The sequence below is a fragment of the Schaalia naturae genome, from assembly GCF_042665795.1.
GTDB lineage: Bacteria > Actinomycetota > Actinomycetes > Actinomycetales > Actinomycetaceae > Pauljensenia > Pauljensenia naturae.
The window spans coordinates 2,688,613-2,709,563 of sequence record NZ_JBHTEF010000001.1; the positions used below are offsets into that span (position 1 = coordinate 2,688,613).

Annotated in this window: 19 protein-coding genes and 1 pseudogene; 10 read left to right on the forward strand and 10 right to left on the reverse strand. The window is 70.4% G+C overall.

Going from position 1 to position 20,951, the window contains the following annotated elements; translation table 11 throughout:
• Positions 1 to 207: 207 nt before the first annotated feature.
• Together ACFQWG_RS11855 and ACFQWG_RS11860 are read right to left on the reverse strand one after the other, a co-directional pair.
• Positions 208 to 1,533, reverse strand: coding sequence for a sensor histidine kinase (locus tag ACFQWG_RS11855; protein WP_380975586.1), 1,326 nt, complete (start codon positions 1,531 to 1,533; stop codon positions 208 to 210).
• Between the two features lie 14 nt (positions 1,534 to 1,547).
• Positions 1,548 to 1,757 carry a hypothetical protein gene (locus ACFQWG_RS11860; protein ID WP_380975588.1) on the reverse strand — a complete coding sequence of 70 codons (210 nt, stop codon included), beginning with the start codon at positions 1,755 to 1,757 and terminating at the stop codon, positions 1,548 to 1,550.
• A gap of 193 nt (positions 1,758 to 1,950) precedes the next feature.
• On the opposite strand from ACFQWG_RS11860, the gene ACFQWG_RS11865 reads away from it, so the two are divergent.
• Positions 1,951 to 2,670: a response regulator transcription factor gene (locus ACFQWG_RS11865; protein ID WP_380975590.1), complete on the forward strand. Its 720-nt coding sequence runs from the start codon at positions 1,951 to 1,953 to the stop codon at positions 2,668 to 2,670.
• A 22-nt stretch (positions 2,671 to 2,692) separates the two neighbouring features.
• Here ACFQWG_RS11865 and ACFQWG_RS11870 read toward each other — a convergent pair whose 3' ends face one another.
• Positions 2,693 to 3,949, reverse strand: coding sequence for an ROK family protein (locus ACFQWG_RS11870; protein WP_380975592.1), 1,257 nt, complete (start codon positions 3,947 to 3,949; stop codon positions 2,693 to 2,695).
• A 165-nt stretch (positions 3,950 to 4,114) separates the two neighbouring features.
• Between ACFQWG_RS11870 and ACFQWG_RS11875 the strand changes: the two genes are divergently transcribed.
• Positions 4,115 to 5,818, forward strand: a complete 1,704-nt coding sequence (locus ACFQWG_RS11875; protein ID WP_380975594.1) for a glycoside hydrolase family 13 protein — start codon at positions 4,115 to 4,117, stop codon at positions 5,816 to 5,818.
• Between the two features lie 62 nt (positions 5,819 to 5,880).
• Here ACFQWG_RS11875 and ACFQWG_RS11880 read toward each other — a convergent pair whose 3' ends face one another.
• Complete coding sequence (locus ACFQWG_RS11880) at positions 5,881 to 6,327, reverse strand: NifB/NifX family molybdenum-iron cluster-binding protein (RefSeq protein ID WP_291497283.1); 447 nt, start codon at positions 6,325 to 6,327, stop codon at positions 5,881 to 5,883.
• Between the two features lie 157 nt (positions 6,328 to 6,484).
• On the opposite strand from ACFQWG_RS11880, the gene ACFQWG_RS11885 reads away from it, so the two are divergent.
• From ACFQWG_RS11885 to ACFQWG_RS11895, 3 genes are read left to right on the forward strand one after another with little or no spacing between them, the layout of a single operon-like run.
• Complete coding sequence (locus tag ACFQWG_RS11885) at positions 6,485 to 7,186, forward strand: TVP38/TMEM64 family protein (protein ID WP_380975596.1); 702 nt, start codon at positions 6,485 to 6,487, stop codon at positions 7,184 to 7,186.
• Positions 7,183 to 8,406, forward strand: coding sequence for a glycosyltransferase (locus ACFQWG_RS11890; protein WP_380975598.1), 1,224 nt, complete (start codon positions 7,183 to 7,185; stop codon positions 8,404 to 8,406). Before ACFQWG_RS11885 ends, ACFQWG_RS11890 begins: the two co-directional genes overlap by 4 nt.
• Positions 8,403 to 9,542 carry a glycosyltransferase family 4 protein gene (locus ACFQWG_RS11895; protein WP_380975600.1) on the forward strand — a complete coding sequence of 380 codons (1,140 nt, stop codon included), beginning with the start codon at positions 8,403 to 8,405 and terminating at the stop codon, positions 9,540 to 9,542. The genes ACFQWG_RS11890 and ACFQWG_RS11895 overlap by 4 nt, the downstream gene beginning before the upstream one ends.
• Here ACFQWG_RS11895 and ACFQWG_RS11900 read toward each other — a convergent pair.
• Complete coding sequence (locus ACFQWG_RS11900; protein ID WP_380975602.1) at positions 9,509 to 9,823, reverse strand: hypothetical protein; 315 nt, start codon at positions 9,821 to 9,823, stop codon at positions 9,509 to 9,511. The genes ACFQWG_RS11895 and ACFQWG_RS11900 overlap by 34 nt on opposite strands.
• A gap of 25 nt (positions 9,824 to 9,848) precedes the next feature.
• On the opposite strand from ACFQWG_RS11900, the gene ACFQWG_RS11905 reads away from it, so the two are divergent.
• Positions 9,849 to 11,474 carry an IS1634 family transposase gene (locus ACFQWG_RS11905; protein WP_182050053.1) on the forward strand — a complete coding sequence of 542 codons (1,626 nt, stop codon included), beginning with the start codon at positions 9,849 to 9,851 and terminating at the stop codon, positions 11,472 to 11,474.
• An 89-nt stretch (positions 11,475 to 11,563) separates the two neighbouring features.
• Here the strand turns inward: ACFQWG_RS11905 and ACFQWG_RS11910 are convergent, their stop codons facing one another.
• The 3 genes from ACFQWG_RS11910 to ACFQWG_RS11920 all read right to left on the reverse strand — a co-directional run bounded on the left by ACFQWG_RS11910 (position 11,564) and on the right by ACFQWG_RS11920 (position 13,879).
• The gene (locus tag ACFQWG_RS11910; RefSeq protein ID WP_182050054.1) at positions 11,564 to 12,367 is read right to left on the reverse strand and encodes an ABC transporter permease; all 804 of its coding nucleotides are present in this window, start codon (positions 12,365 to 12,367) and stop codon (positions 11,564 to 11,566) included.
• Positions 12,364 to 13,011 (reverse strand): ABC transporter ATP-binding protein, encoded by a 648-nt coding sequence (locus tag ACFQWG_RS11915; RefSeq protein WP_323419426.1) that lies wholly within the window; start codon positions 13,009 to 13,011, stop codon positions 12,364 to 12,366. The genes ACFQWG_RS11910 and ACFQWG_RS11915 overlap by 4 nt, the downstream gene beginning before the upstream one ends.
• A 382-nt stretch (positions 13,012 to 13,393) precedes the next feature.
• Positions 13,394 to 13,879, reverse strand: a complete 486-nt coding sequence (locus tag ACFQWG_RS11920) for a DUF2231 domain-containing protein (protein WP_157773968.1) — start codon at positions 13,877 to 13,879, stop codon at positions 13,394 to 13,396.
• A 374-nt stretch (positions 13,880 to 14,253) separates the two neighbouring features.
• Here ACFQWG_RS11920 and ACFQWG_RS11925 point away from each other — a divergent pair, with 374 nt between their 5' ends.
• Positions 14,254 to 15,879: an IS1634 family transposase gene (locus tag ACFQWG_RS11925; RefSeq protein ID WP_182050053.1), complete on the forward strand. Its 1,626-nt coding sequence runs from the start codon at positions 14,254 to 14,256 to the stop codon at positions 15,877 to 15,879.
• 147 nt (positions 15,880 to 16,026) lie between these two features.
• Here the strand turns inward: ACFQWG_RS11925 and ACFQWG_RS11930 are convergent.
• A pseudogene (locus ACFQWG_RS11930) lies at positions 16,027 to 16,581 on the reverse strand (class I SAM-dependent methyltransferase); the annotation flags it as partial.
• Between the two features lie 169 nt (positions 16,582 to 16,750).
• Between ACFQWG_RS11930 and ACFQWG_RS11935 the strand changes: the two are divergent.
• Genes ACFQWG_RS11935 through ACFQWG_RS11945 form a run of 3 tightly spaced genes read left to right on the forward strand, consistent with a single transcriptional unit; the run spans position 16,751 to position 20,057 of the window.
• Entirely contained in the window at positions 16,751 to 17,743 is a 993-nt protein-coding gene (locus ACFQWG_RS11935) for a carbohydrate ABC transporter permease (RefSeq protein WP_380975605.1), read from the forward strand.
• Complete coding sequence (locus ACFQWG_RS11940; RefSeq protein ID WP_380975607.1) at positions 17,740 to 18,666, forward strand: carbohydrate ABC transporter permease; 927 nt, start codon at positions 17,740 to 17,742, stop codon at positions 18,664 to 18,666. Before ACFQWG_RS11935 ends, ACFQWG_RS11940 begins: the two co-directional genes overlap by 4 nt.
• Before the next feature lie 32 nt (positions 18,667 to 18,698).
• The gene (locus ACFQWG_RS11945) at positions 18,699 to 20,057 is read left to right on the forward strand and encodes an ABC transporter substrate-binding protein (RefSeq protein WP_380975609.1); all 1,359 of its coding nucleotides are present in this window, start codon (positions 18,699 to 18,701) and stop codon (positions 20,055 to 20,057) included.
• An 82-nt stretch (positions 20,058 to 20,139) separates the two neighbouring features.
• Here the strand turns inward: ACFQWG_RS11945 and ACFQWG_RS11950 are convergent, their stop codons facing one another.
• A complete protein-coding gene (locus tag ACFQWG_RS11950) occupies positions 20,140 to 20,892 on the reverse strand; it encodes a nitroreductase family protein (RefSeq protein WP_380976330.1) in 753 nt (250 codons plus the stop codon).
• Between the last annotated feature and the right edge of the window lie 59 nt (positions 20,893 to 20,951).

A 20,951-nucleotide genomic window follows, 5' to 3' on the forward strand; every position in this document is an offset into this window, starting at 1 on the left:
TTGGGTCAAGGGCGTTGTCGGAAGTCTGGCCGAAGGTTGCTGGTGGCCGGCGCGGGGGAGGACTTTGATGAAGGGGTCGAAGGGATTCGACTGGATTCTCGTCAATCCGCGGCAGGCATTCGGGCGATCCCCGCGCCCCGCCCCGAGGGTTGGCTGCGAGAGGACGAATGGGGTTCGGCGAGGAGGATGGGACACACTCGCCGAACCTCATTCGTTGTCGTCTGAGTCGGCGCGGCCGCGGGGAATGTCGAGGACGAGTTCCCACCGCAGGTCGCCCTCGTCCAGGGGCCCCGCCGCGATCGAGCACCCGCACCCCTGGGCTTCCTTGTGCAGTCCGGGGATCCCCATGCCCGTGGAGTCGCGGGGCGGGGATGTCCCGGTCGGGGCGACGGAGTTGGCCAGGCGCACCCGGATATCCTCCCGGTCGGGCGGATGCCGGACGTCCAGGACGACGTGCGCGCCCAGCCCGCCGTGCTTGACGACGTTCGTGACGCCCTCGGTGAGGAAGCGGCCGAGCAGCGCCGCCTGCCCACCGGGAAGGACCAGCGTCCCCAGGGGCGGGTCGATCGCGATGTCGACGCGGTCCTGGATCGCCGCGAGGTCCTGCGCGGCGTCGCGGACCATCGTCTCGATCGGGGGCTGCGGTTGAGCGGGGTGGGTGACCAGCGGCGAGAGGCCGCCGGCGCTGAGGGCGTGCTCATGCAGGGCGGCGGCCACGTCCTGGCCGTCGGAGGCGTCGTCGCCGAGGACCCGGAGCACGCGGCGTAGCTCGTCGAGGGCGGTTCGGCTGGAGTGCTCGACGGTGTCGAGCACCTCCACGAGGCGTGCGGAGGCGGCGGAGCCGGGCGCGGCCACCGCTTGTTCGCGCTCCAGCCGGGCCGAGGCCAGCGTGGCGACGATGACGGTGAGCTCATGGGCGACATAGTCGTGCATGTCATGGGCCAGCCGCTCGCGTTCGTCCCTGCGGGCGTCCTCGGCCTGCTGGCGGACCTGGGCCAGGAGCTCGCGCTGGCGGCGCTGCTCGATGCGGGAGCGCAGCACCCACCGGACGATGACGCCGAGGGCGACGCCGGCTGCAAGGAACGCCGTTCCAAGCCAGAACAGAAGACCTGCCGAATCGGGCCACCGCACCGTTGTGGCCGCAATGCCGAGGAGGAGGATCCCGATGTTGACGCAGGCGAAGGCCGTGGCCGTCGTCGCGGTGACGGCGAGGGCGACGACGACCATGACGACCTGGATTAACCCGATCGTCCCGCTGGCCAGGCTCGCGGCCAGCGCCGCCCAGGAGAGCGCGGCCCCCAGGCGGGGGAACCAGCAGACGAGCGCCATCGCGGCCGTACACAGGACGACGCGCGCGGCATCCAGCGCCGTGTGGGAGTCTCGGACGGCGGTGGTGACCTGCACGAGATCGTCGAAGGTGAAGAAGACCGCGACGCAGGTGACGACCGCTGCGAGGACGCGCGGAAAGCGCGGCGTATCACGGCCGCCGACGCGGGAAGGGGATCCGGGGGCGCCGGCGGTTCGCTCGGCCACGGCTGATCAGGGGATCAGTCGTAGGCGTGGGTGCTGCAGAACTTGGGCTGGAGGCGGCAGAGCAGCCAGTCCAAGCCCTGTGTCGTGGCCCCACCGGAGGAGGACACCGGCGTCACGACGGGGTCGCCCTGGAGGCTCGCCGCGTCGGCAGGAGTCGCGACGGCGACGGACATGCCCACCAGGGCGGTGGCCGCGAGCCCGGCGGCGAATCTACGGACCTTCATGATGAGCTCCCCTTCTCCCGGGGCCGGACCGGGCGTCCGTGTCCCCCTGCCGAGGATAACACCGGGAAATGGCGCGGCGTCCGGGCTTCCTGCCGGGGATTCCCGGCAGGTGAGACCCTTGCGGCGCGGGCGCCCAGGGATCGGGGGGCGCCGATGCGGGCCCCGCCGCCCATGGTGAGGATACTCTGTCAGCATGGCGATCCTGAGAATCCTGGTGGTCGACGACGACCCTGTGCTGCGCGATGGTCTGGCCGCCCTCATCCGGTTCGACTCGAGCCTGGGGCAGACGGAGGTGGCGACGGCGCGGGACGGGCAGGAGGCCATGGTCCGCTGCCTGGCGGATCCTCCGGACCTGGTGGTCATGGACGTGCGGATGCCGCGCATGGACGGCATCGAGGCGACACGCCGGATCACCGCGGATCATCCCGATGTCAAGGTCCTGGCCCTCACCACCTTCACCACCCAGGAGTACGTCGCGCCGATGCTCGCGGCGGGCGCCAGCGGCTACCTGGTGAAGGACCGGACCGAGGAGCTCGTTCCGGCCATCCGGGCGGTCCTGGCCGACGAGTTCTACGTCTCGCCCCGCGTGTCGGGCGTCCTGGTGTCGATGGCGCTGCATGACGAGCGGCCTCAGGATCGCCCGGCGCCGAGCCGGGCGGGGACGCCCTCGGCCGCCGCCGCGGAGCACCCCCGCCCGGCTCTCACGCCCCAGGAGGGGGAAGCGGTGGCCTGGCTGGCCCGTGGTCACTCGAACGCGGAGATCGCGGAACGGATGCGTGTCTCGGTCGGCTCGGTGAAGTCCTACCTGGCCCACGCTGGCGAGAAGCTGGGGACGCGCAATCGCGTCCAGCTGCTCGTCCGCGCCACCCAGCTGGGGTTGGTGACGCTCCGGATGGAGGACCCCGGGCTGTGAGGAGGGGGCGGCCCGGCGTGCCTCAGCCGATGTGGAGCGCCCCCTCTCGCGCCGCGTCCACGGCGGCTCGCACGGCCCCGACCGAGACGACGTCCGCGCCCAGCGAGGAGGCCACCAGCTCCGGCGCCGGAAGGTCCAGCTGCCCCGCGACCAGCGGCCTCGCCACGTCGATCACGCCGCCCAGCGCGCCGGCGATCGCTCCGGAGACGACGACCCGGCGGGGGTCATAGAGGCTGCCGATCGTCGCAGCCAGGCGGGCCAGGAGCTCGCCGGCCCGCGCCTCGACCGATCGGGCCACCGGATCGCCCCTCCGCGCGAGGTCGAGCACCTCCCTGGCCGTCACCTGCCCAGGGGGCAGCGCGCGCAGGGGGTGGTCGGCCGGAGCGGGCGCGGCTGCGCCGCGACCGGGTACCCGCGGCGAGGGCGCGGCGAGCGCCTCGCGGGCCCACCGGGCGATCCGCACGCCCAGGCCCTCGTCCGATCCGACACCCTGCACGTGCCGGAAGGCCTTGGTCTCCCCGGCGCCGCCGTGGGCCCCGTGCAGCAGGTGCCCGTCGACCACCACGCCCATGCCCAGCCGGTCGCCGGCCAGCAGCGTCACATAGTCGTCCAAGCCCGCGGCGGCCCCGCCCGAGGTCGCGCTGCCCTCCGCGACGGCCGCCAGCGCCGAGTCGTTGCGCACGACGACGATCGGCGCGATCTCCTCCAGCAGGTCGCGCAGGTCGGGGTTCATCGCCTGCCAGAAACCGCCCCGGTGCGGTGGGGACGCCCCCTCGCGGTCCACCGGGGCGGGGACTCCCACGCAGATCGCCAGGATGGCGTCCGCCGCGCGCCCCGTCTGGGCGAGCGCCTCCCGGATCTGGGTCACGAGCAGTCGGCGACGGGAGCCGCCCTCGTCCTCGTCCCCGATGCCCGCCACGGCGCACCGGCGCGTGACCAGCGGGCGCCCGCGCAGGTCGGCGAGGGTGAAGATGGCATGGGCGCGGCCGGCGTCGACGCCGACCACCACGGCGGCGTCGGCGGCGAGCTCGAACCGGCGGGCCGGGCGCCCTCGCGTGTAGGCGGCGTCGGCCCGCGCGTTGGAAAGCTCGCGCAGCAGGCCCAGGCGCGTGAGGGCGTCGATGGCGTCGATCGTGGTCGAGCGCGTGAGCCCGACGACCGGCAGGGCGTCGCCGGCGGTGAAGGGCCCCGGCCGCGTCCACGCGAAGGCCAGCGTCGCGTCGAGGCTGGGGCGTCCGGGCGGGGGAAGGGCGCGAAGGGTGCCCACGAGCGATGCCATCGAGTTGACCCCCTTCCGAGGACGGTGTTTCATGGTGTCCGGCGACTTGATTCGATCGCTGAATCTAGTCGTTGCGGTCGTGCCCCGCACCCCGCCGCCGGGCGGGGAGGCACGGAACCGCCCGACTCGTCCTCTTCCCTCCCCATTCTTCCAGGAGCGTCCGCCATGACCGCACCCATCGACGTCATCTCCGGCGACGCCGAGTTCGTCCCCGCCACCCAGCCGGCCGACTGGTGGCGCCAGGCCGTCGTCTACCAGATCTACCCGCGCAGCTTCGCCGACTCGAATGGCGACGGCCTGGGCGACATCCCCGGCATCACCTCGCATGTCGGCTACCTGCGGGACCTCGGGGTCGACGCGGTGTGGCTGTCCCCGTTCTACCCCTCGGCCCTGGCCGACGGCGGCTACGACGTGGCCGACTACCGGAACGTCGATCCGAGGCTCGGCACCCTGGACGACTTCGACGACATGGTCGCCGCACTGCACGCCCGCGGCATCCGGGTCGTCGTCGACATCGTCCCCAACCACACCTCGAACCTGCACCCGTGGTTCCAGGAGGCCCTCGCAGCGGGGCGCGGCTCCGCGGCCCGCGATCGCTACATCTTCCGGGAAGGGCGGGGCGCCGGCGGCGCGGAGCCCCCCAGCGACTGGGTGGCCTCCTTCGGCGGCCCCGCCTGGGAGCGGGTCGAGGACGGGCAGTGGTACCTCCACACCTTCGCCGTCGAGCAGCCGGACCTCAACTGGGCGAACCCCGAGGTCCGCGCGGACTTCCTCACGACCCTGCGCTTCTGGGCCGACCGCGGGGTGGACGGGTTCCGGGTGGACGTCGCTCACGCCCTGACGAAGGACCTGTCCGCCGACCCTCTGCCCAGCCAGGCCGAGCTCGATGCCATGCCGCGCGACGGCTCCCACCCGACGGAGGACCGCGACGACGTCCAGGACGTCTATGCCGAGTGGCGCAAGGTCTTCAACGCCTACGACCCGCCGCGCACGGCCGTCGCCGAGGCGTGGGTCGCCCCCGATCGGGTTCCGCGCTACGCCAGCCCGGACAGCCTGGGCCAGAGCTTCAACTTCGACCTGCTCGAGGCCGACTTCGACGCCCCTCAGTTCCACCGGATCGTCACCGAGAACCTGGAGCTGGCCCAGGCCTCCGGGTCCTCCTCGACGTGGGTGCTGTCCAATCACGACGTCGTCCGCCACGCGACCCGCTACGGGCTGCCCGCTCCCGAGCGCCTGTCCAACGGGCGACCGGCCGTGCGCCAGGGCGGGGCGTGGCTGCTCACCGGCGGGGTCTCTCCCCGTCTGGACCGCGACCAGGGGGCGCGCCGAGCGCGGGCCGCCACGCTGTTCATCCTGGGGCTCCCCGGGTCCACCTACCTCTACCAGGGCGAGGAGCTGGGCCTGCACGAGGTCGCCGAGATCCCCGACGACCGTCGGGAGGACCCGACCTTCGCGCACAGTCCAGGCGTCGATGTCGGCCGAGACGGGTGCCGTGTCCCCCTGCCGTGGACCTCGGACGGCCCGTCGCTGGGATTCGGGACGGGGGAGGCCCACCTGCCTCAGCCCGCATGGATGGCGGAGTACTCGGCGCAGGCCGAGTCCGCCGACCCGGCCTCCAGCCTGTCGCTGTACCGCACGGCCCTGCGCCTGCGGCGCGAGCTGGAGTCCGCCGAGCGGCTGGACTGGATCGGCACCGGCCGGGCCGACGTCCTGCGCTTCGCCCGTCCCGGCGGGTGGGAGGTCGTCACGAACTTCGGGACGTCCCCCTACGCGCTGGGCCCTGATGCGGAGGCCGTCGTCCTGGCGAGCGCGTCGGTGGAGGGTGGGTTCCTGCCCGGCGAGGCCACGGCCTGGCTGCGCCGTCGCTGACCCCGGAGCCGGCTGTCCTCCGTCCATGCTGGCGGGGAGGGCGCGGGCCAGGAGGGGATCGGTCAGCCGTCCGCTCGGCCGCTGAGGTAGTCGACGGCGAATGCCGCACCGGCCAGGGCGGCGTCCCTGGCATCCCCGTGGGCGTCGACCAGGGGAAGGACCCCCAACTTCTGGAGGGTGTTGGCCATCGGCGGCCCCATGTGCCCGGTGACGACAGCCTGGATCCCGTGGTCGCGAAGGAAGGCCACGATGTCGGCGTGGTGGCGGCCCTCGCCCTGCTGATCGTGGGAGAGGTCCCACCGCACGTCATGCTCCTCCCAGGAGACGATGCGGGCGTTGGCGATGATCGCCACCGCCACGCGCCGGGCGCGTCCCCATCCGGCGCCGACCTGGTCGCCCGCCAGGTTGACGGCGATCGTGATCGGCGCGGTCGCGACATCGGACCGCTCGGGCCCGCCCCTCCCGGGTCCGTCGGACGCGGTGCCTGTGCTCTCGTTGTCCCCGCTCATGTCCTCATTGTGGCGGAATCGTGATCTGAGCGCCTCTCAGAACCCGTACGCGAGCGCCGGAGGCGCCGCTGCCGGCCGATCGGGGGAATCCCCGGTTCATCCCTGAACATGGCTCCGATGGCCCGTGCCTCCCTCGCCCATGCCCCATGATGGGTGCGTGACAGATGACGCGGCGGCCGGCGACCCGGACCCCAGCGCGGCGCTCCACGGCGCACCAGGACCGGGCACGACCGGGACGGCACCCGGCGACAGGGACGTCCTGGCGGCGCGGCGTCGCCTGCGGGTGGTCCAGTGGGTGTCGGTGTCCGGCATCGCCGCGGCGCTGGCCCTCCTGGCCGTGGGGTTCGCGACCGGCGCCTACTCCTCGATCAGCGAGCTCCAGACGCTGATGGCCCGGGTCGGCCCGGCGGCGCCGGCCCTGTACCTCCTGCTCCAGGCCGCCCAGGTCGTCGTCCCCGTGATTCCGGGAGGCATCGGCATCGTCGCGGGCCCGGTGCTGTTCGGGCCGGTGCTGGGAACGGTGTACAACTATGTGGGCATCTGCGCGGGGTCCCTGTTCGCGTTCCACCTGGCCCGGCGCTACGCGACCCCGCTGGTCGACTCCCTGTTCCCCGCGAAGCTGCGGACGCGCTACCGCCGATGGACGGACCACGCGAACTTCACCCGCGTCTTCGCCCTGGCGATCGTGGCGCCCATCGCTCCCGACGACTTCCTCTGCTACATCGCGGGCACCACGTCGATGAGCTGGCGCACCTACACCCTCATCATCCTGCTGGGCAAACCGTGGGCGATCATCGCCTACACTTTCGGACTGGTGTGGATCGCGTCGTTGATCCCCGGGATCGGGGGGCTGATGTGAGCGCCGGAACGGAGGGGACGACCGCCGTTGCGGCGAGGATCTGCCAGTACCAGGGACTGTCGCATCTGGTCGAGAAGTCCGGGCTGGGAGTCGCCGCCGCGCACCAGCGCGAGATGTACCGGCAGCTGGGAGCGGTCCTGACGGCCCGACCCTGGCGGGCCGACCTCATCCATCTCAACTCCGTGTTCCCGGACGCGGTGGCGCTCGCCCTTCTGGGCCGGGCGCTGGGCATCCCGGTCGTCATGCACGCGCACTCCACGGAACAGGACTTCCGGGACTCCTTCCGCGGGTCGAACCGGCTGGCTCCCCTGTTCGGACGGTGGTTGCGGTTCGTCTACTCCCGCGGCGACCTGGTGCTCACGCCGACGGACTACTCCCGGGACCTGATCGAATCCCTGCTGGCGGGCGGCGGAGGGGCGCGGCGCGCCCGCGGGGCGACACGGCCCCTCCCGCCCGTGCGCACGATCTCCAACGGCGTGGACACCCGGTTCTTCTCCCCCGACCCCGATGCCGCGACCCGCTTCCGGGCGCGCCACGGGCTGGAGCCGGACACCCCCGTGGTCGTCTCCGTCGGCCATCTGTTCGTCCGGAAGGGCGTCCTGGACCTCGTCGAGGTCGCCCGGCTGCTTCCCCAGGTCCGCTTCATCTGGTTCGGCCACACGGACCGGCGCTTCCTCACCGCGGACGTCGCCCGGGCCGTCGACTCCGCCCCTCCGAACCTCCTGTTCGCGGGTTTCGTCGACGCCGCGCAGCTGCGCGACGCCTACTGCGGAGCGGATGCCTTCTGCTTCCTCAGCCACGAGGAGACGGAGGGCATCGTCGTCCTGGAGGCCCTGGCCTGTGGGACCCGCGCGGTGCTGCGGGACATCCCGATCTACCGCCAGTGGCTGGGGCGCTCCGGCGCCGCCACTTTGGTGGCCGACGGCCACGGCCTGCCCGCGCGCGCCGCCGCGGCGGTCTCGGCCGTGCTGGCGATCGCCGGCCGGATCCCCGCGGGGGCCCGCCGGGGTATGGGCGAGGGCGTCTCCGCGGACAGGGCCCTCGCCTCACCCGTCGGCCTTCGCGAGGGGGCTCCCGCCGGCCTCCCGACCGTTCGGGACACCCGCGAGGAGGGGCTTCGGGCCGCGCGCGCGGTCGATCTCCGGGCGACGGCGCGCCGGCTGGCCGCCATCCTGCGTGAGGCCGGGATGTGGCCCGGCGAGGAGGAGAGACGGGCATGACCCCCGATCATCTGCGCATCGCCATCGTCACCGAGGTCTTCCTGCCCAAATTCGACGGCGTGGTCACGACCGTGCTGCGCAGCATCGACCAGCTGACCGCGCGCGGCCACGAGGTCCTGGTGCTGGCTCCCGGCGACCCGCCGTCGACCTATGACGGCTGCCGGGTGCAGCGCATCCCCTCGCTGCCGTTCCGCCCCTGGTATCCGGAGCTCTCGGTCGGCCTCCCCTGCCCGACGCTGACCCGCGCCCTCGACGACTTCGCCCCCGACGTCGTCCACGTGGTGAGCCCCGTGTGCCTGGCGGCGTTCGGCGCGCTGCGCGCCCGAGCCCGCGACCTGCCGGTCGTCGCCTCGTACCACACGGACATCCCGCAGTACGTGCGCGCCCTGGGACTCGGCGCGCTGCGCCCGGGCGCCTCGCTGTGGCTGCGCCACGTGCACAACACGGCCGACGTCAACCTGTGCCCCTCCGACCCCCTGGCGGAGGAGGCGGTGTCGAAGGGGATCCAGCGGGTCCGCCTGTGGCCGGGCGGAGTGGACACCGACCTGTTCCGACCCGGACGGCGCTCCGCCGCCATGCGCCTGCGCTTGACCGGCGGCCGCCCCGAGAGCCCCCTGGTGCTCTCGGTCGGGCGGTTGTCGAAGGAGAAGTCCCTGGACGATCTGATCGCCGCGATGGAGCGGCTGCCCGACGCCCGCGTCGCCTTCGTCGGATCCGGCCCCTACGGCGAGGAGGTCCGCCGCCGTTGCGCCCACCTGCCCGCCACCTTCACGGGGCGCCTCAGCGGCATCGAGCTGGCGCAGGCCTACGCCAGCGCGGACGTCTTCGCCTTCCCCTCCACCACGGACACGCTCGGCCTGGTCTCGCTGGAGTCCATGGCGTCCGGGGTTCCCGTGGTCGGGGCCCGAGCCGGAGGCATCCCCGACACCATCGACGAGGGCGTCACCGGCCTGCTCGTCCGCCCGCACGATCCCTCCGCCCTGGCGGCGGCCCTGGCCTCCGTGCTCCACGACGCCGACCGGCGCGCGCGGATGGGGCGCGCCGCCCGGGAGGACGCGCTGCGCCGCTCGTGGGCGGCGGCCACCGACATCCTGGTCGACGCCTACGACTCGGCGATCCTGCGCCACGCCTCCTGACCGGGGCCGGCCTCCTTCCGGGCCAGCACCTCGCCGTGGACGACGACGAACCATCCGTCGGGGTCCGAGCCCCATCGGCGCCAGGCCCCGGCCATCGACGCGAGCTCCTCGGCCGTGGCCGCTCCCCGGGACACCGCGTCGCACCCCAGGCCCGGGACGTCGACGGCCCCGGTGCGCTCGGCCCACGTCTCCGACCTGAGTTTGGTCAGTCGCTCGGAGAGTTTCGAGTCGCAGCCCGTTGAGCTGGGGTGACGGTGGCTGGGGCGTCGCTTCTGAGGCACTAACGAGTGTCCTACGGTAGGGCGTGTGTGGATTCGGCGGGTGCGAACGGGCTCAGGCGCGACGGCGGTCCAGCTCGTGGAATCGGTCGGCGGGCGGCGCCGGATCGTGGCGCATGTGGGCTCGGCGCACACCGAGGCCGAGTTGGGCTTGCTGATCGCGCGGGCCCGGGACCTGATGGGCGACCCGGGGCAGGGTGAGTTCCCGCTCGGGATCGAGCCCCGGGCGCCGAAGACGGCGCTGCTCGGCCCCGCCGAGGATCCGGCCTTGTTCCCAGGCAAGGAGTCCGCCCCGGTGGGAACGGTGCCGGCACCGCGGGTGATCTCCACGTCCTCGCGGGTGCTGTACGACGCGCTGGTGGGCGTGTTCACCTATCTCGGGTTTGACGCGGTGGGTGATGCGGTGTTCCGGGACCTGGTGGTCGCCCGGATCGTGGAACCAACCTCGATCCTGGACACCGGGCGGGTACTCCGTGACCTGGGGCGCGCCCCGGCCAGTGAGAAGACCATGCGCCGCACCCTGGCCCGGTGCGCGTCGGGGAAGTACCGTGACCAGCTCGCGTCCCTGTGTTTCACCCACGCACTGAGCGCCGGGGATGTCTCCCTGTGTTTGTACGACGTCACCACCTTGTATTTCGAGGCGGAGAAGGAAGACGACCTCCGCAAGGTCGGCTTCTCGAAAGAACGCCGGGTGGACCCGCAAATCGTGGTCGGGTTGCTGGTGGACCGGCAGGGGTTCCCCCTCGAGATCGGCTTCTTCGAGGGAAACAAGGCCGAGACGAAGACGATCATCCCGATCGTCAAGCAGTTCCACGCCCGCCACCAGATCGAGAACATGGTCGTCGTCGCGGACGCCGGGATGCTGTCCGCGAAGAACCTGCGGGAGCTTGACGAGGCCGGGTTCTCCTTCATCGTGGGCTCCCGGGTGACGAAGGCACCGATCGACTTGGAGTCCCACTTCCGGTGGCACGGGGACGCCTTCACAGACGGGCAGGTCATCGACACCATCACCCCCAAGACCGGGCACAGGAGTGAGAACAACAAGCTGCTGCGCGCCGAGCCGGTGTGGGACCTGGCGACGCATCCTGGGTCGTGGCGGGCGGTGTGGGTCTACTCCCGCAAGCGGGCCGCCCGGGACGGGCACACCCTGACCGCGCAGGAGAACCGGGCTCGGGCCGTCATCGCCGGGGAGAAGGCGACCCGGACCCCCAGGTTCGTCACGACCAGCAACGGGGCGCGGAGCCTGGACGAGGCTGCCCTGGCCCGGGCCCGCAAGCTCGTCGGATTGAAGGGCTACGTCACGAACATCCCCGCCAGTGTCATGACTGCGGGCGAGGTCATCTCCAACTACCACGACCTGTGGCACGTGGAGCAGTCCTTCCGGATGTCCAAGACCGACCTCGCCGCCCGGCCCATGTTCGTCAGGACCAAGGACGCGATCGACGCCCATTTGACCATCGTGTTCACCGCTCTCGCGGTGGCCCGCACCGCCCAGAACCGTTCCGGCCTGGCGATCCGCAACCTCATCCGCCAGCTCCGCCCGCTGCGCTCCGCAACCATCGCCATCAACGGCGCCATCCAGACCATCCCACCCCAAATCGACCCAGACCGTCAGGTCATCCTCGACGCCCTCAACCCCGGCGTCAGGCACTAACGAAATGACCGAACTCAGGCCAGATGCGACAGAGGATCGACAACTCGCCACGAGCCGCCTGCGGGCGTCCGGTCTCCGAGGCCGCTGATTCAGGACCTTTGGTCGTCCGACGGCGCGATGAGTCGAGCACCTGCGTCGAAGTACCCGCCCATCCCCCACCGGAGGATGATCGCGGAGGTCAGTACCACTGAGAGCAGAATCCCCACCATGATCACCGCCTGGTAGACAACCGCAATGAGTGGGTCGACGCCGGAGAGGATCTGCCCGGTCATCATCCCCGGTAGAAAGATGATGCCCATCGACAGCATGCTCGTCGTGGTCGGCGTGACGGCCGAGGTGAAGGCGTCAGTGCGGATGTCCCTGGTGGCCCGCGCCGGGGTGGCGCCCAGGTAGAGGGCCTGCTCGACTTCGCTGCGGCGGTCCCGCATTCCGTTCTGGATCCCGTTGAGGGCGAGGTTGACCCCGGTCATCGAGTTGCCGATGATCATTCCCGCTGTCGGGATGACGTAGCGCGGATCCCAGAATTGAGGGATCTGGACAATCCCGACAAGGAAGACGGCCAACGCGAGCACCGGCCCGACGGCCAAGGCCGCCGCCACCACCCACCGCTGTCGGGCGTTCATCCGACCCCGATGCTGGCCGTACACGGTGAAGATGCCGAAGCCGATCATGATGGCGAGCAGCAGCACCGTGATCGCCGGGTTCGGGTTGTCAAACACCCACGTCAGGACGAAACCGACCACGACGAGCTGGGCCGTCATCCGGACAGCCGCCCACAGCGTGCGTACGCCCTCCCGTTTCGTCAGGGCCTGGACGGCTGCCGCGATCACCACGACCACGAGGGCGGCCACGACGAGCCCCGAGATCGGGACTTCAACAAGACCCCCGTTCATGCCACGACCTCCGCCTCATGGTCCCGGATCGCGACACGGGCGTCCCCGATCTCCATCAGCCCTTCATCATGGGTCACCATCACCACGTCGCCCCCTGTCGCACGGATCCAGTCAACGACCCGGCGCACCAAGTCGCGCGCGCCCCGCGCATCCAGGGCCGCTGTCGGTTCGTCCAGGAGGTACACCTCCGGACCAGCCAACAGGACTCGCGCGAGCGCCACCCGCTGACGTTCCCCGCCCGAGAGGGTGGAGGCGTCCTCCGCGAGATCCTTGTCGAGACCCACGACCGCGAGGACTTCTCCCATGCGCTCGCGGTCCGGTGCGCCGCGCCCCTGGAGCACGCAGGCGATGGACAGCTCATCGGCGATCGTGCCCGGCCACAGGAATGGCTGCTGTGTCACCATCGTCACGCGCCGGCGCAGGAGCACCGGGTCCACGCGCGCGATGTCCTCGCCGCGGAAGCTGACCGTACCGCTGCTCGGAGCCTGCATGGCGCACGCGAGCCTCAGGAGCGTCGTCTTGCCTGCCCCCGACGGGCCGAAGATGACGGTGACACCCGGGGGGATCGCAAGGTCGGCGTGCAGGATCGCGCCTACTCGCACGTCATCGAAGTCGAAGAGGACGTCCCGAGAAGGTTGGCTCACCCGCCGATTGTAGGCAAATGCCCAGTCGTCGGGCGCCAGTGTCTCGTCGGGCGTCCGGGCGCCGCCTGTCGGGCGTCGCGGCGAGGTGCTGCGTCCCTCCCCGTCGGCGAGCCTCAACGCACTCCCAAGCGCATAGTACGCATGCCAGTCAGGCAGGATCTTTTCTCGTCACGAAGAGCCACGCCGGTGGGTCCACCAGCAATTCATTCGCTGAAGCCGTGAATTTCAGCGCAATCCAGAAAGCGCTCCTTTCATGCCCCAATGAATCGCCACTGCAGATTCGGCCGGAGACGCGAGAATCGGTTGGCGTAGCTTCTCTCCGCGACCAAAGAGTTTTCAAAATCACCATCGTCGCCGTTGAACTGTCGCGTCGACCGTGAGGTTACTGCCACACGGCACGCGCGCCTGTATCGCCGACGATCACGATCGCAACGAGCGCAAAGACTGCGATGACCGTCTGCACGATCGAGATCACGGTCGTCCACCGGCGAATGGTCTGCGGATTGGTGACGCGTGCTTGTGTGTGGCCTGGGCGCACAGTGGTGTAATTGTGAATCCACACCCATTGCACCCATGAGATGAGGAACAGCAGGAATCCTGCTGCCACGGCGAGATCAGCGATGCTGGTGTGGGCGGTGACGGCCGCTGTCTGCTCGACTTGTGTGGCCAGGGCCTCGCCCGATGCCGAGGTGAAGGCTGCCGCCACGAGTGTCAGGCTTGCAATGATCGGGAATGCGATACCGAGCCAATCACGCGTTCTCGTGTTCCACGCCGCCGCAATTGCGAGGAGCGCAACGATGGGGATCAGGACGACTGCCGCATGGACAAAAAGGGGGTGCATAGGAATTCCACCAAGCAACCACGTCATGGAACGCTCCTTCAGAGGAGAGGTGGCGAATCGTGGGAAGATCCGCGCGGCGCGGAGACCCGACCACAGACGATATTCTGCTCTCCGTCGAAGTTTTGTGCCACCAAGGTCAGGCACCCCTTTCCGTTGAAAGGTCCACCTTTTCCCCTATTCAGTGTCAACGTCACCCGATGGGCGTAATGGCACAGTGTGTAATTCTTGTGGTCATCGGCCACGGGCAATGACCTGGACCACCCAGGACTTTCGCAAGCGCGTCGGCACCCCTGAGTTTGGTCAGTCGCTCGGAGAGTTTCGAGTCGCAGCCCGTTGAGCTGGGGTGACGGTGGCTGGGGCGTCGCTTCTGAGGCACTAACGAGTGTCCTACGGTAGGGCGTGTGTGGATTCGGCGGGTGCGAACGGGCTCAGGCGCGACGGCGGTCCAGCTCGTGGAATCGGTCGGCGGGCGGCGCCGGATCGTGGCGCATGTGGGCTCGGCGCACACCGAGGCCGAGTTGGGCTTGCTGATCGCGCGGGCCCGGGACCTGATGGGCGACCCGGGGCAGGGTGAGTTCCCGCTCGGGATCGAGCCCCGGGCGCCGAAGACGGCGCTGCTCGGCCCCGCCGAGGATCCGGCCTTGTTCCCAGGCAAGGAGTCCGCCCCGGTGGGAACGGTGCCGGCACCGCGGGTGATCTCCACGTCCTCGCGGGTGCTGTACGACGCGCTGGTGGGCGTGTTCACCTATCTCGGGTTTGACGCGGTGGGTGATGCGGTGTTCCGGGACCTGGTGGTCGCCCGGATCGTGGAACCAACCTCGATCCTGGACACCGGGCGGGTACTCCGTGACCTGGGGCGCGCCCCGGCCAGTGAGAAGACCATGCGCCGCACCCTGGCCCGGTGCGCGTCGGGGAAGTACCGTGACCAGCTCGCGTCCCTGTGTTTCACCCACGCACTGAGCGCCGGGGATGTCTCCCTGTGTTTGTACGACGTCACCACCTTGTATTTCGAGGCGGAGAAGGAAGACGACCTCCGCAAGGTCGGCTTCTCGAAAGAACGCCGGGTGGACCCGCAAATCGTGGTCGGGTTGCTGGTGGACCGGCAGGGGTTCCCCCTCGAGATCGGCTTCTTCGAGGGAAACAAGGCCGAGACGAAGACGATCATCCCGATCGTCAAGCAGTTCCACGCCCGCCACCAGATCGAGAACATGGTCGTCGTCGCGGACGCCGGGATGCTGTCCGCGAAGAACCTGCGGGAGCTTGACGAGGCCGGGTTCTCCTTCATCGTGGGCTCCCGGGTGACGAAGGCACCGATCGACTTGGAGTCCCACTTCCGGTGGCACGGGGACGCCTTCACAGACGGGCAGGTCATCGACACCATCACCCCCAAGACCGGGCACAGGAGTGAGAACAACAAGCTGCTGCGCGCCGAGCCGGTGTGGGACCTGGCGACGCATCCTGGGTCGTGGCGGGCGGTGTGGGTCTACTCCCGCAAGCGGGCCGCCCGGGACGGGCACACCCTGACCGCGCAGGAGAACCGGGCTCGGGCCGTCATCGCCGGGGAGAAGGCGACCCGGACCCCCAGGTTCGTCACGACCAGCAACGGGGCGCGGAGCCTGGACGAGGCTGCCCTGGCCCGGGCCCGCAAGCTCGTCGGATTGAAGGGCTACGTCACGAACATCCCCGCCAGTGTCATGACTGCGGGCGAGGTCATCTCCAACTACCACGACCTGTGGCACGTGGAGCAGTCCTTCCGGATGTCCAAGACCGACCTCGCCGCCCGGCCCATGTTCGTCAGGACCAAGGACGCGATCGACGCCCATTTGACCATCGTGTTCACCGCTCTCGCGGTGGCCCGCACCGCCCAGAACCGTTCCGGCCTGGCGATCCGCAACCTCATCCGCCAGCTCCGCCCGCTGCGCTCCGCAACCATCGCCATCAACGGCGCCATCCAGACCATCCCACCCCAAATCGACCCAGACCGTCAGGTCATCCTCGACGCCCTCAACCCCGGCGTCAGGCACTAACGAAATGACCGAACTCAGGTCCGACCACCACGCCCGCGACTGCGCATCGGCGTAGCACCACGTCGAGGACCCCGCGGTCACGTCGGTGAAGCCGGCCGACCGGCTCCAGGCGAGCAGCCGCCGGCCCGCGTCGGGCGTCCCCCCGTTCGCGCGGGCGATGTCGGTGTAGAGCCTCCTCCAGCGTTCGAGTCCGTTCGAGTCCGGGTACCACCGCATCGCGTCGTGGTCGGCGTCGCGCACGGCCAGCAGCCCCCCGGGCCGCAGCACGCGGCGCATCTGCACCAGCGCCCCCACCGGATCCGACAGATGCTGGAGGACCTGATGGGCGTGGACCACGTCGAAGCTGGCGTCCGGGAAGGGGAGGTCCATGACGTCGGCGACCCGGGCGCGGACGGTGCCGGCGAGCCCGTGGTCCCGGGCCAGCCGGGCGGTCGCCGCGACGACCTGCTCGGACACGTCGATCGCCTCGACCCGGCCGGGTGCCACGCGCTGCGCCAGTCCGACGGTGATCGTGCCGACGCCGCATCCCACGTCGAGGAGGTCCATCCCGGCGCGCAGCTCCGGCAGCAGCTGGGCGGCGGAGTTCTCCGCCGTGCGATGCGCGTGCGAGCTCAGCACCGCCCGCCCGTATCCATGCGTGTAGCGGGATCGCCCCCCGCGCGACGACGAGGGCGGTCCCTGGGGGAGGGGACTCGTGGTCATGAGCCGAGTCTGGCGCGCGGAGCGGTCCGCGGGCCTCCGGGTCCGCCAATCGGTCCTCGCAGATCAGCAGCGAGTCACCCAGAACGGTGCCGCCGGTCACCGTGAGTTCATGACGGCTCTCTACCGTGATCCACGTCCGACACGGCGAACAGAGAGACCTCCGACCTGCATGACCACCATCGAGGCTCCGGCCCGGGCTCCCCAGCGGAGCGGGCCGACCGCACCCCCAGCGACCTCGTCCCGCCCCGAGGCGGAACGCCGGCCCGCGGACCGCTCCCGGGCCCGGAGAATCGCGCGCTCGCGCGAGCTCGGATGGTTCGTCGCCTTCCTCGGGCCCAACCTGGCGCTCATCATCGCCTTCACCTATGTGCCGCTGATCTCCAACGTCTACTACTCGACGCTCGACTGGCGGCTGGGATCGACCTCGGCGCGCTTCGTCGGGCTGTCCAACTACGTCGAGTTCTTCACCTCCTCGCAGGGAATCGACGTGTGGAGGGTGACCCTGGTCTTCACGGTCGTCACTGTCGCGGCGTCGATGGTGCTCGGGCTGCTCATGGCCCTGGTCCTCAACCGGAACCTGCCTGGGCGCGGCGCGGCCCGCACCGCCGTGTTCGCGCCCTACGTGCTCAGCGGCGTCGGCGTGGGCCTCGTGTGGAACTTCATCTTCGACCCCTCGTTCGGCCTGCTCTCCCACGCCCTGCGCGCGATCGGGGCGGAGTCGCCCCAGTGGTTCCTCGATCCCACCCTCTCCCTGGTGATGGTCATCATCGTCTACGTGTGGAAGAACCTGGGCTTCTGCGCCGTCGTCTACCTCTCCGGCCTGCAGTCCGTGCCCTCGGACCTCCTCGAGGCGGCGTCGCTGGACGGGGCCGGGCCGGTGCAGCGCTTCTTCTCGATCACACTGCCGCTGCTGGGCCCCACGACCTTCTTCCTCACCGTCACCACGGTCCTGTCCTCCATGCAGGCCTTCGACGTCCTACGGACGATGACCCCCACAGGCAATGGCACGAACACGATGGTCTTCGAGATCTACCTCCAGTCCTTTGGCGCCTATCAGCGCGCAGGGTATGCGGCCGCGATCTCGGTCGTCCTGTTCGTCGTGCTGCTGGCCATCACGGCACTGCAGATGCGGTACGTCGAGAGGAAGGTGCATTACGCATGAGCGCGATCTCGGACGCCGCCGCCCCGGGCCGTCTCGCGGGCCCCGGCCGCCGCGCCGCCTCCCGGCGCCCCGCGTGGACCCGCGCGTTCTCCCGCGCGAACCTGGCGGAGACGCTGCTCGCGGGCTACGTGCCGATGATCCTCGCGATCGTCGTCATCGCGCTGCCCCTGGTGTGGATGGCGATCTCCTCGTTCAAGCCGGTCTCGGAGATCGTCACCACCGACGCCTCGCTGCTGCCGCGCGACCCCACGCTGCGCAACTATGCCGAGGTCGCGGCCCGAGTCCCCCTGGCCCGCGTGTTCCTGAACTCGGTGATCGTCACCGGGATCGGATCCGCCGTCAAGGTCGTGCTGGCGATCACGGGAGCCTATGCGCTGGTGTTCCTCACGCGGGTGCCGCTGCGGCGGGCGTTCCTCGTGGCCGTCCTCGTCGCCCTCATGGTGCCTCCGGAGGCCTCCCTGCTGCCGAACTACATCACCATCGCGTCGATGGGCGGGCGCAACACCCTGTGGGGCATCATCCTGCCGGGCCTGGGGACCGCTTTCGGGACCTTCCTGCTGCGCCAGCAGTTCCTCACGCTGCCGATGGAGATCCTCGAGGCCGCCCAGCTCGACGGGGCCGGGCACTGGCGCCGGCTGTGGCGGATCGTCGTGCCGATCATGGCGCCGTCCATCGCGACGGTGGCGCTCGTGACGGTGGTGTCGGAGTGGAACGCGTTCCTGTGGCCGCTCATCATCACCGACACCCCCGAGTACATGACCCTTCCGGTGGGCCTCAACCTCCTCAACTCGATCGAGGGGCAGACCGGCTCCTACGGCATCCTCATGGCGGGCGCGGTCCTGGTCATCGCGCCTGTCCTGCTCGTCTTCGCTGCCTTGCAGCGCTACATCGTGGCCGGCCTCACCCAGGGCGCGGTCAAGTGAGATCCCCTCATCCACATGAAAGGACAACGTTCGTGACGTCTTCACGCACGACCTCCCGCCTCGCCCTCGTGGCGGCCATGGGCGCCATCGCCCTGGCTGCGACCGCCTGCGGCCCCTCCGTGGCCGGCTCCGCCTCCGGCTCGGACACCGAGTCCGGATCCTCGGCCTCCGGCACCGACTACTCCGGTGTCACCCCGGCCAAGGAGATCACCTTCTGGACGAACCACCCAGGCGGCTCCATCGACACCGAGAACGCGATCATCAAGGCGTTCACCGAGGAGACGGGCATCACCGTCGACCTGGTGACCGCGGGCGCGAACTACGAGGAGGTCGCCCAGAAGTTCCAGACCGCCCAGACCTCCGGCGACGTCGGAGACGTCGTGGTGCTCTCGGACGCGACCTGGTTCCCCGCCTACCTCGCCGGCTCGATCACGCCGATCGACCCGATCCTCAAGGCGGCGGACGCGGACACGTCGACCTACCAGGAGACGCTCTACAACGACTACTTGTTCGAGGGCTCCCACTATGCGGTGCCCTACGCGCGTTCGACGCCGATCTTCTATTACAACAAGGACATGTTCAAGGCCGCCGGCCTAGAGGACAAGGCCCCGGCCACCTGGGATGACGTCAAGGCCGCAGCGGCGAAGCTCTCCGAGGCGAACAGCGACGTCACCGGATTCGGCTTCCCGCAGCAGGACCAGTACCCGGCGTGGACGATGGCCAACCTGGTGTGGGGCTACGGGGGTTCCTGGTCGGACGAATGGGACTTCTCCCCGATCGCGGACGACGCGACCGTGAAGGCGCTGGCCTTCGCGCAGGACGGCGTCAAGGACGGCTGGGCCTCCGTCGTGTCCGGCGATCCCGCGACGGCCTTCTCCGCGGGCACGGCCGCGATGGTCATCGGCTCCACCGGGTCCCTGACGGGGATCCTCGATGCCGCCACCTTCGACGTGGGCGTCGGCGAGCTCCCCGCCGGGCCCGAGGCCTCGGAGGGGATCGTCCCCACCGGCGGAGCGGGCGTGGCCATCTCCTCGAAGTCGAGCCCGGAGAAGCAGCTCGCCGCTGCCCAGTTCGTCTCCTACCTGACGAACGCCGAGAACACGGCGACCTTCTCCGCGGCGACCGGCTACCTGCCGGTGCGCACCGACGCGGACATGAACGACGTCTACTCCGAGACCCCGGCCTTCAAGGTCGCGGTGGAGCAGCTGGCGAAGACCCGAAGCCAGGACTTCGCACGTGCCCTGCTGCCCGGGGGCGACCTGGCGATCTCGAAGGCGATCCAGCAGATCCTCACCACCGACGCCGATCCGGCGTCGACGCTGTCGACCCTGCGAGACGACCTTCAGGGCACCTATGACAGCCAGCTCAAGGACCAGCTCGGCGGCAACTGAGCCGGTGACAGGCGTCTGAGACGCCCCACGGGCGCGGGTGTGGGAGAGATCCCGCCCCGCGCCCGCGTCCGGCGCCGGAGACTCAGCGCAGGGCGAGCCCTTGCTCGTGGAGGACCTCCAGGGTCGGAGCCTGCTCGGCCTCGCCGGTGCCGGGCTTCGTGGCGATCTGGTGGGTGAAGGAGTCGATACGCGCATTGGAGTTGCGCAGGTCGTAGTATTCCGTGACGGCGGCGTCGTAGTCCGCCAGCGCGCCCGTGAGGTCTCCGACCTCCGGATAGGCGTCGACGGCGGTGGTGAGGGCGGCGGGCAGCCGCGGCTTGAACTGGGGGTCTTGGGCCGGATGCCCGATGAGCAACCCCACCAGCGGGAAGGTGTGTCGGGGCAGGCGCAGGGCGCGGATGACGCGGCGCGGATCGCCGCCGATGCTGCCCAGGTAGACGGTGCCGAGCCCCAGGCTCTGCGCGGCGTCCACGACGCTCTGGGCCGCGATCAGGGCGTCCTCGACCCCCTCGAGGAACAGGGCGGTGCGTTCGAGCGGCTCCAGGTCCACCCCCGCCTGCTGGCGGATGACCGCGTTACGGTGCAGGTCGACGACGAAGACCCACAGCTCCCCCCGGGTCCCTCCGACATAGGGCTGGCCCGACGCCAGGTGGACCTGCTCGCGGACGCCCGGGTCCAGGACGCGGATGACCGTCGTCTGCTGGTAGTAGCTGGAGGTCGGGGCGTGGCGCGCGACGGTCAGCAGGGTCTCCACCGCCTCCTGGCCGACCGGCTCGTCGGTGAACGACCGGATCGTGCGCCGGGCCAGCTGCGCGGCGATCGTCTCGTTCGACAGGGGAGCGGTGGGCGGGGTGCGATGGGCTGTGCTGGCGGCGCCGGCTGCGGTGGACGTGC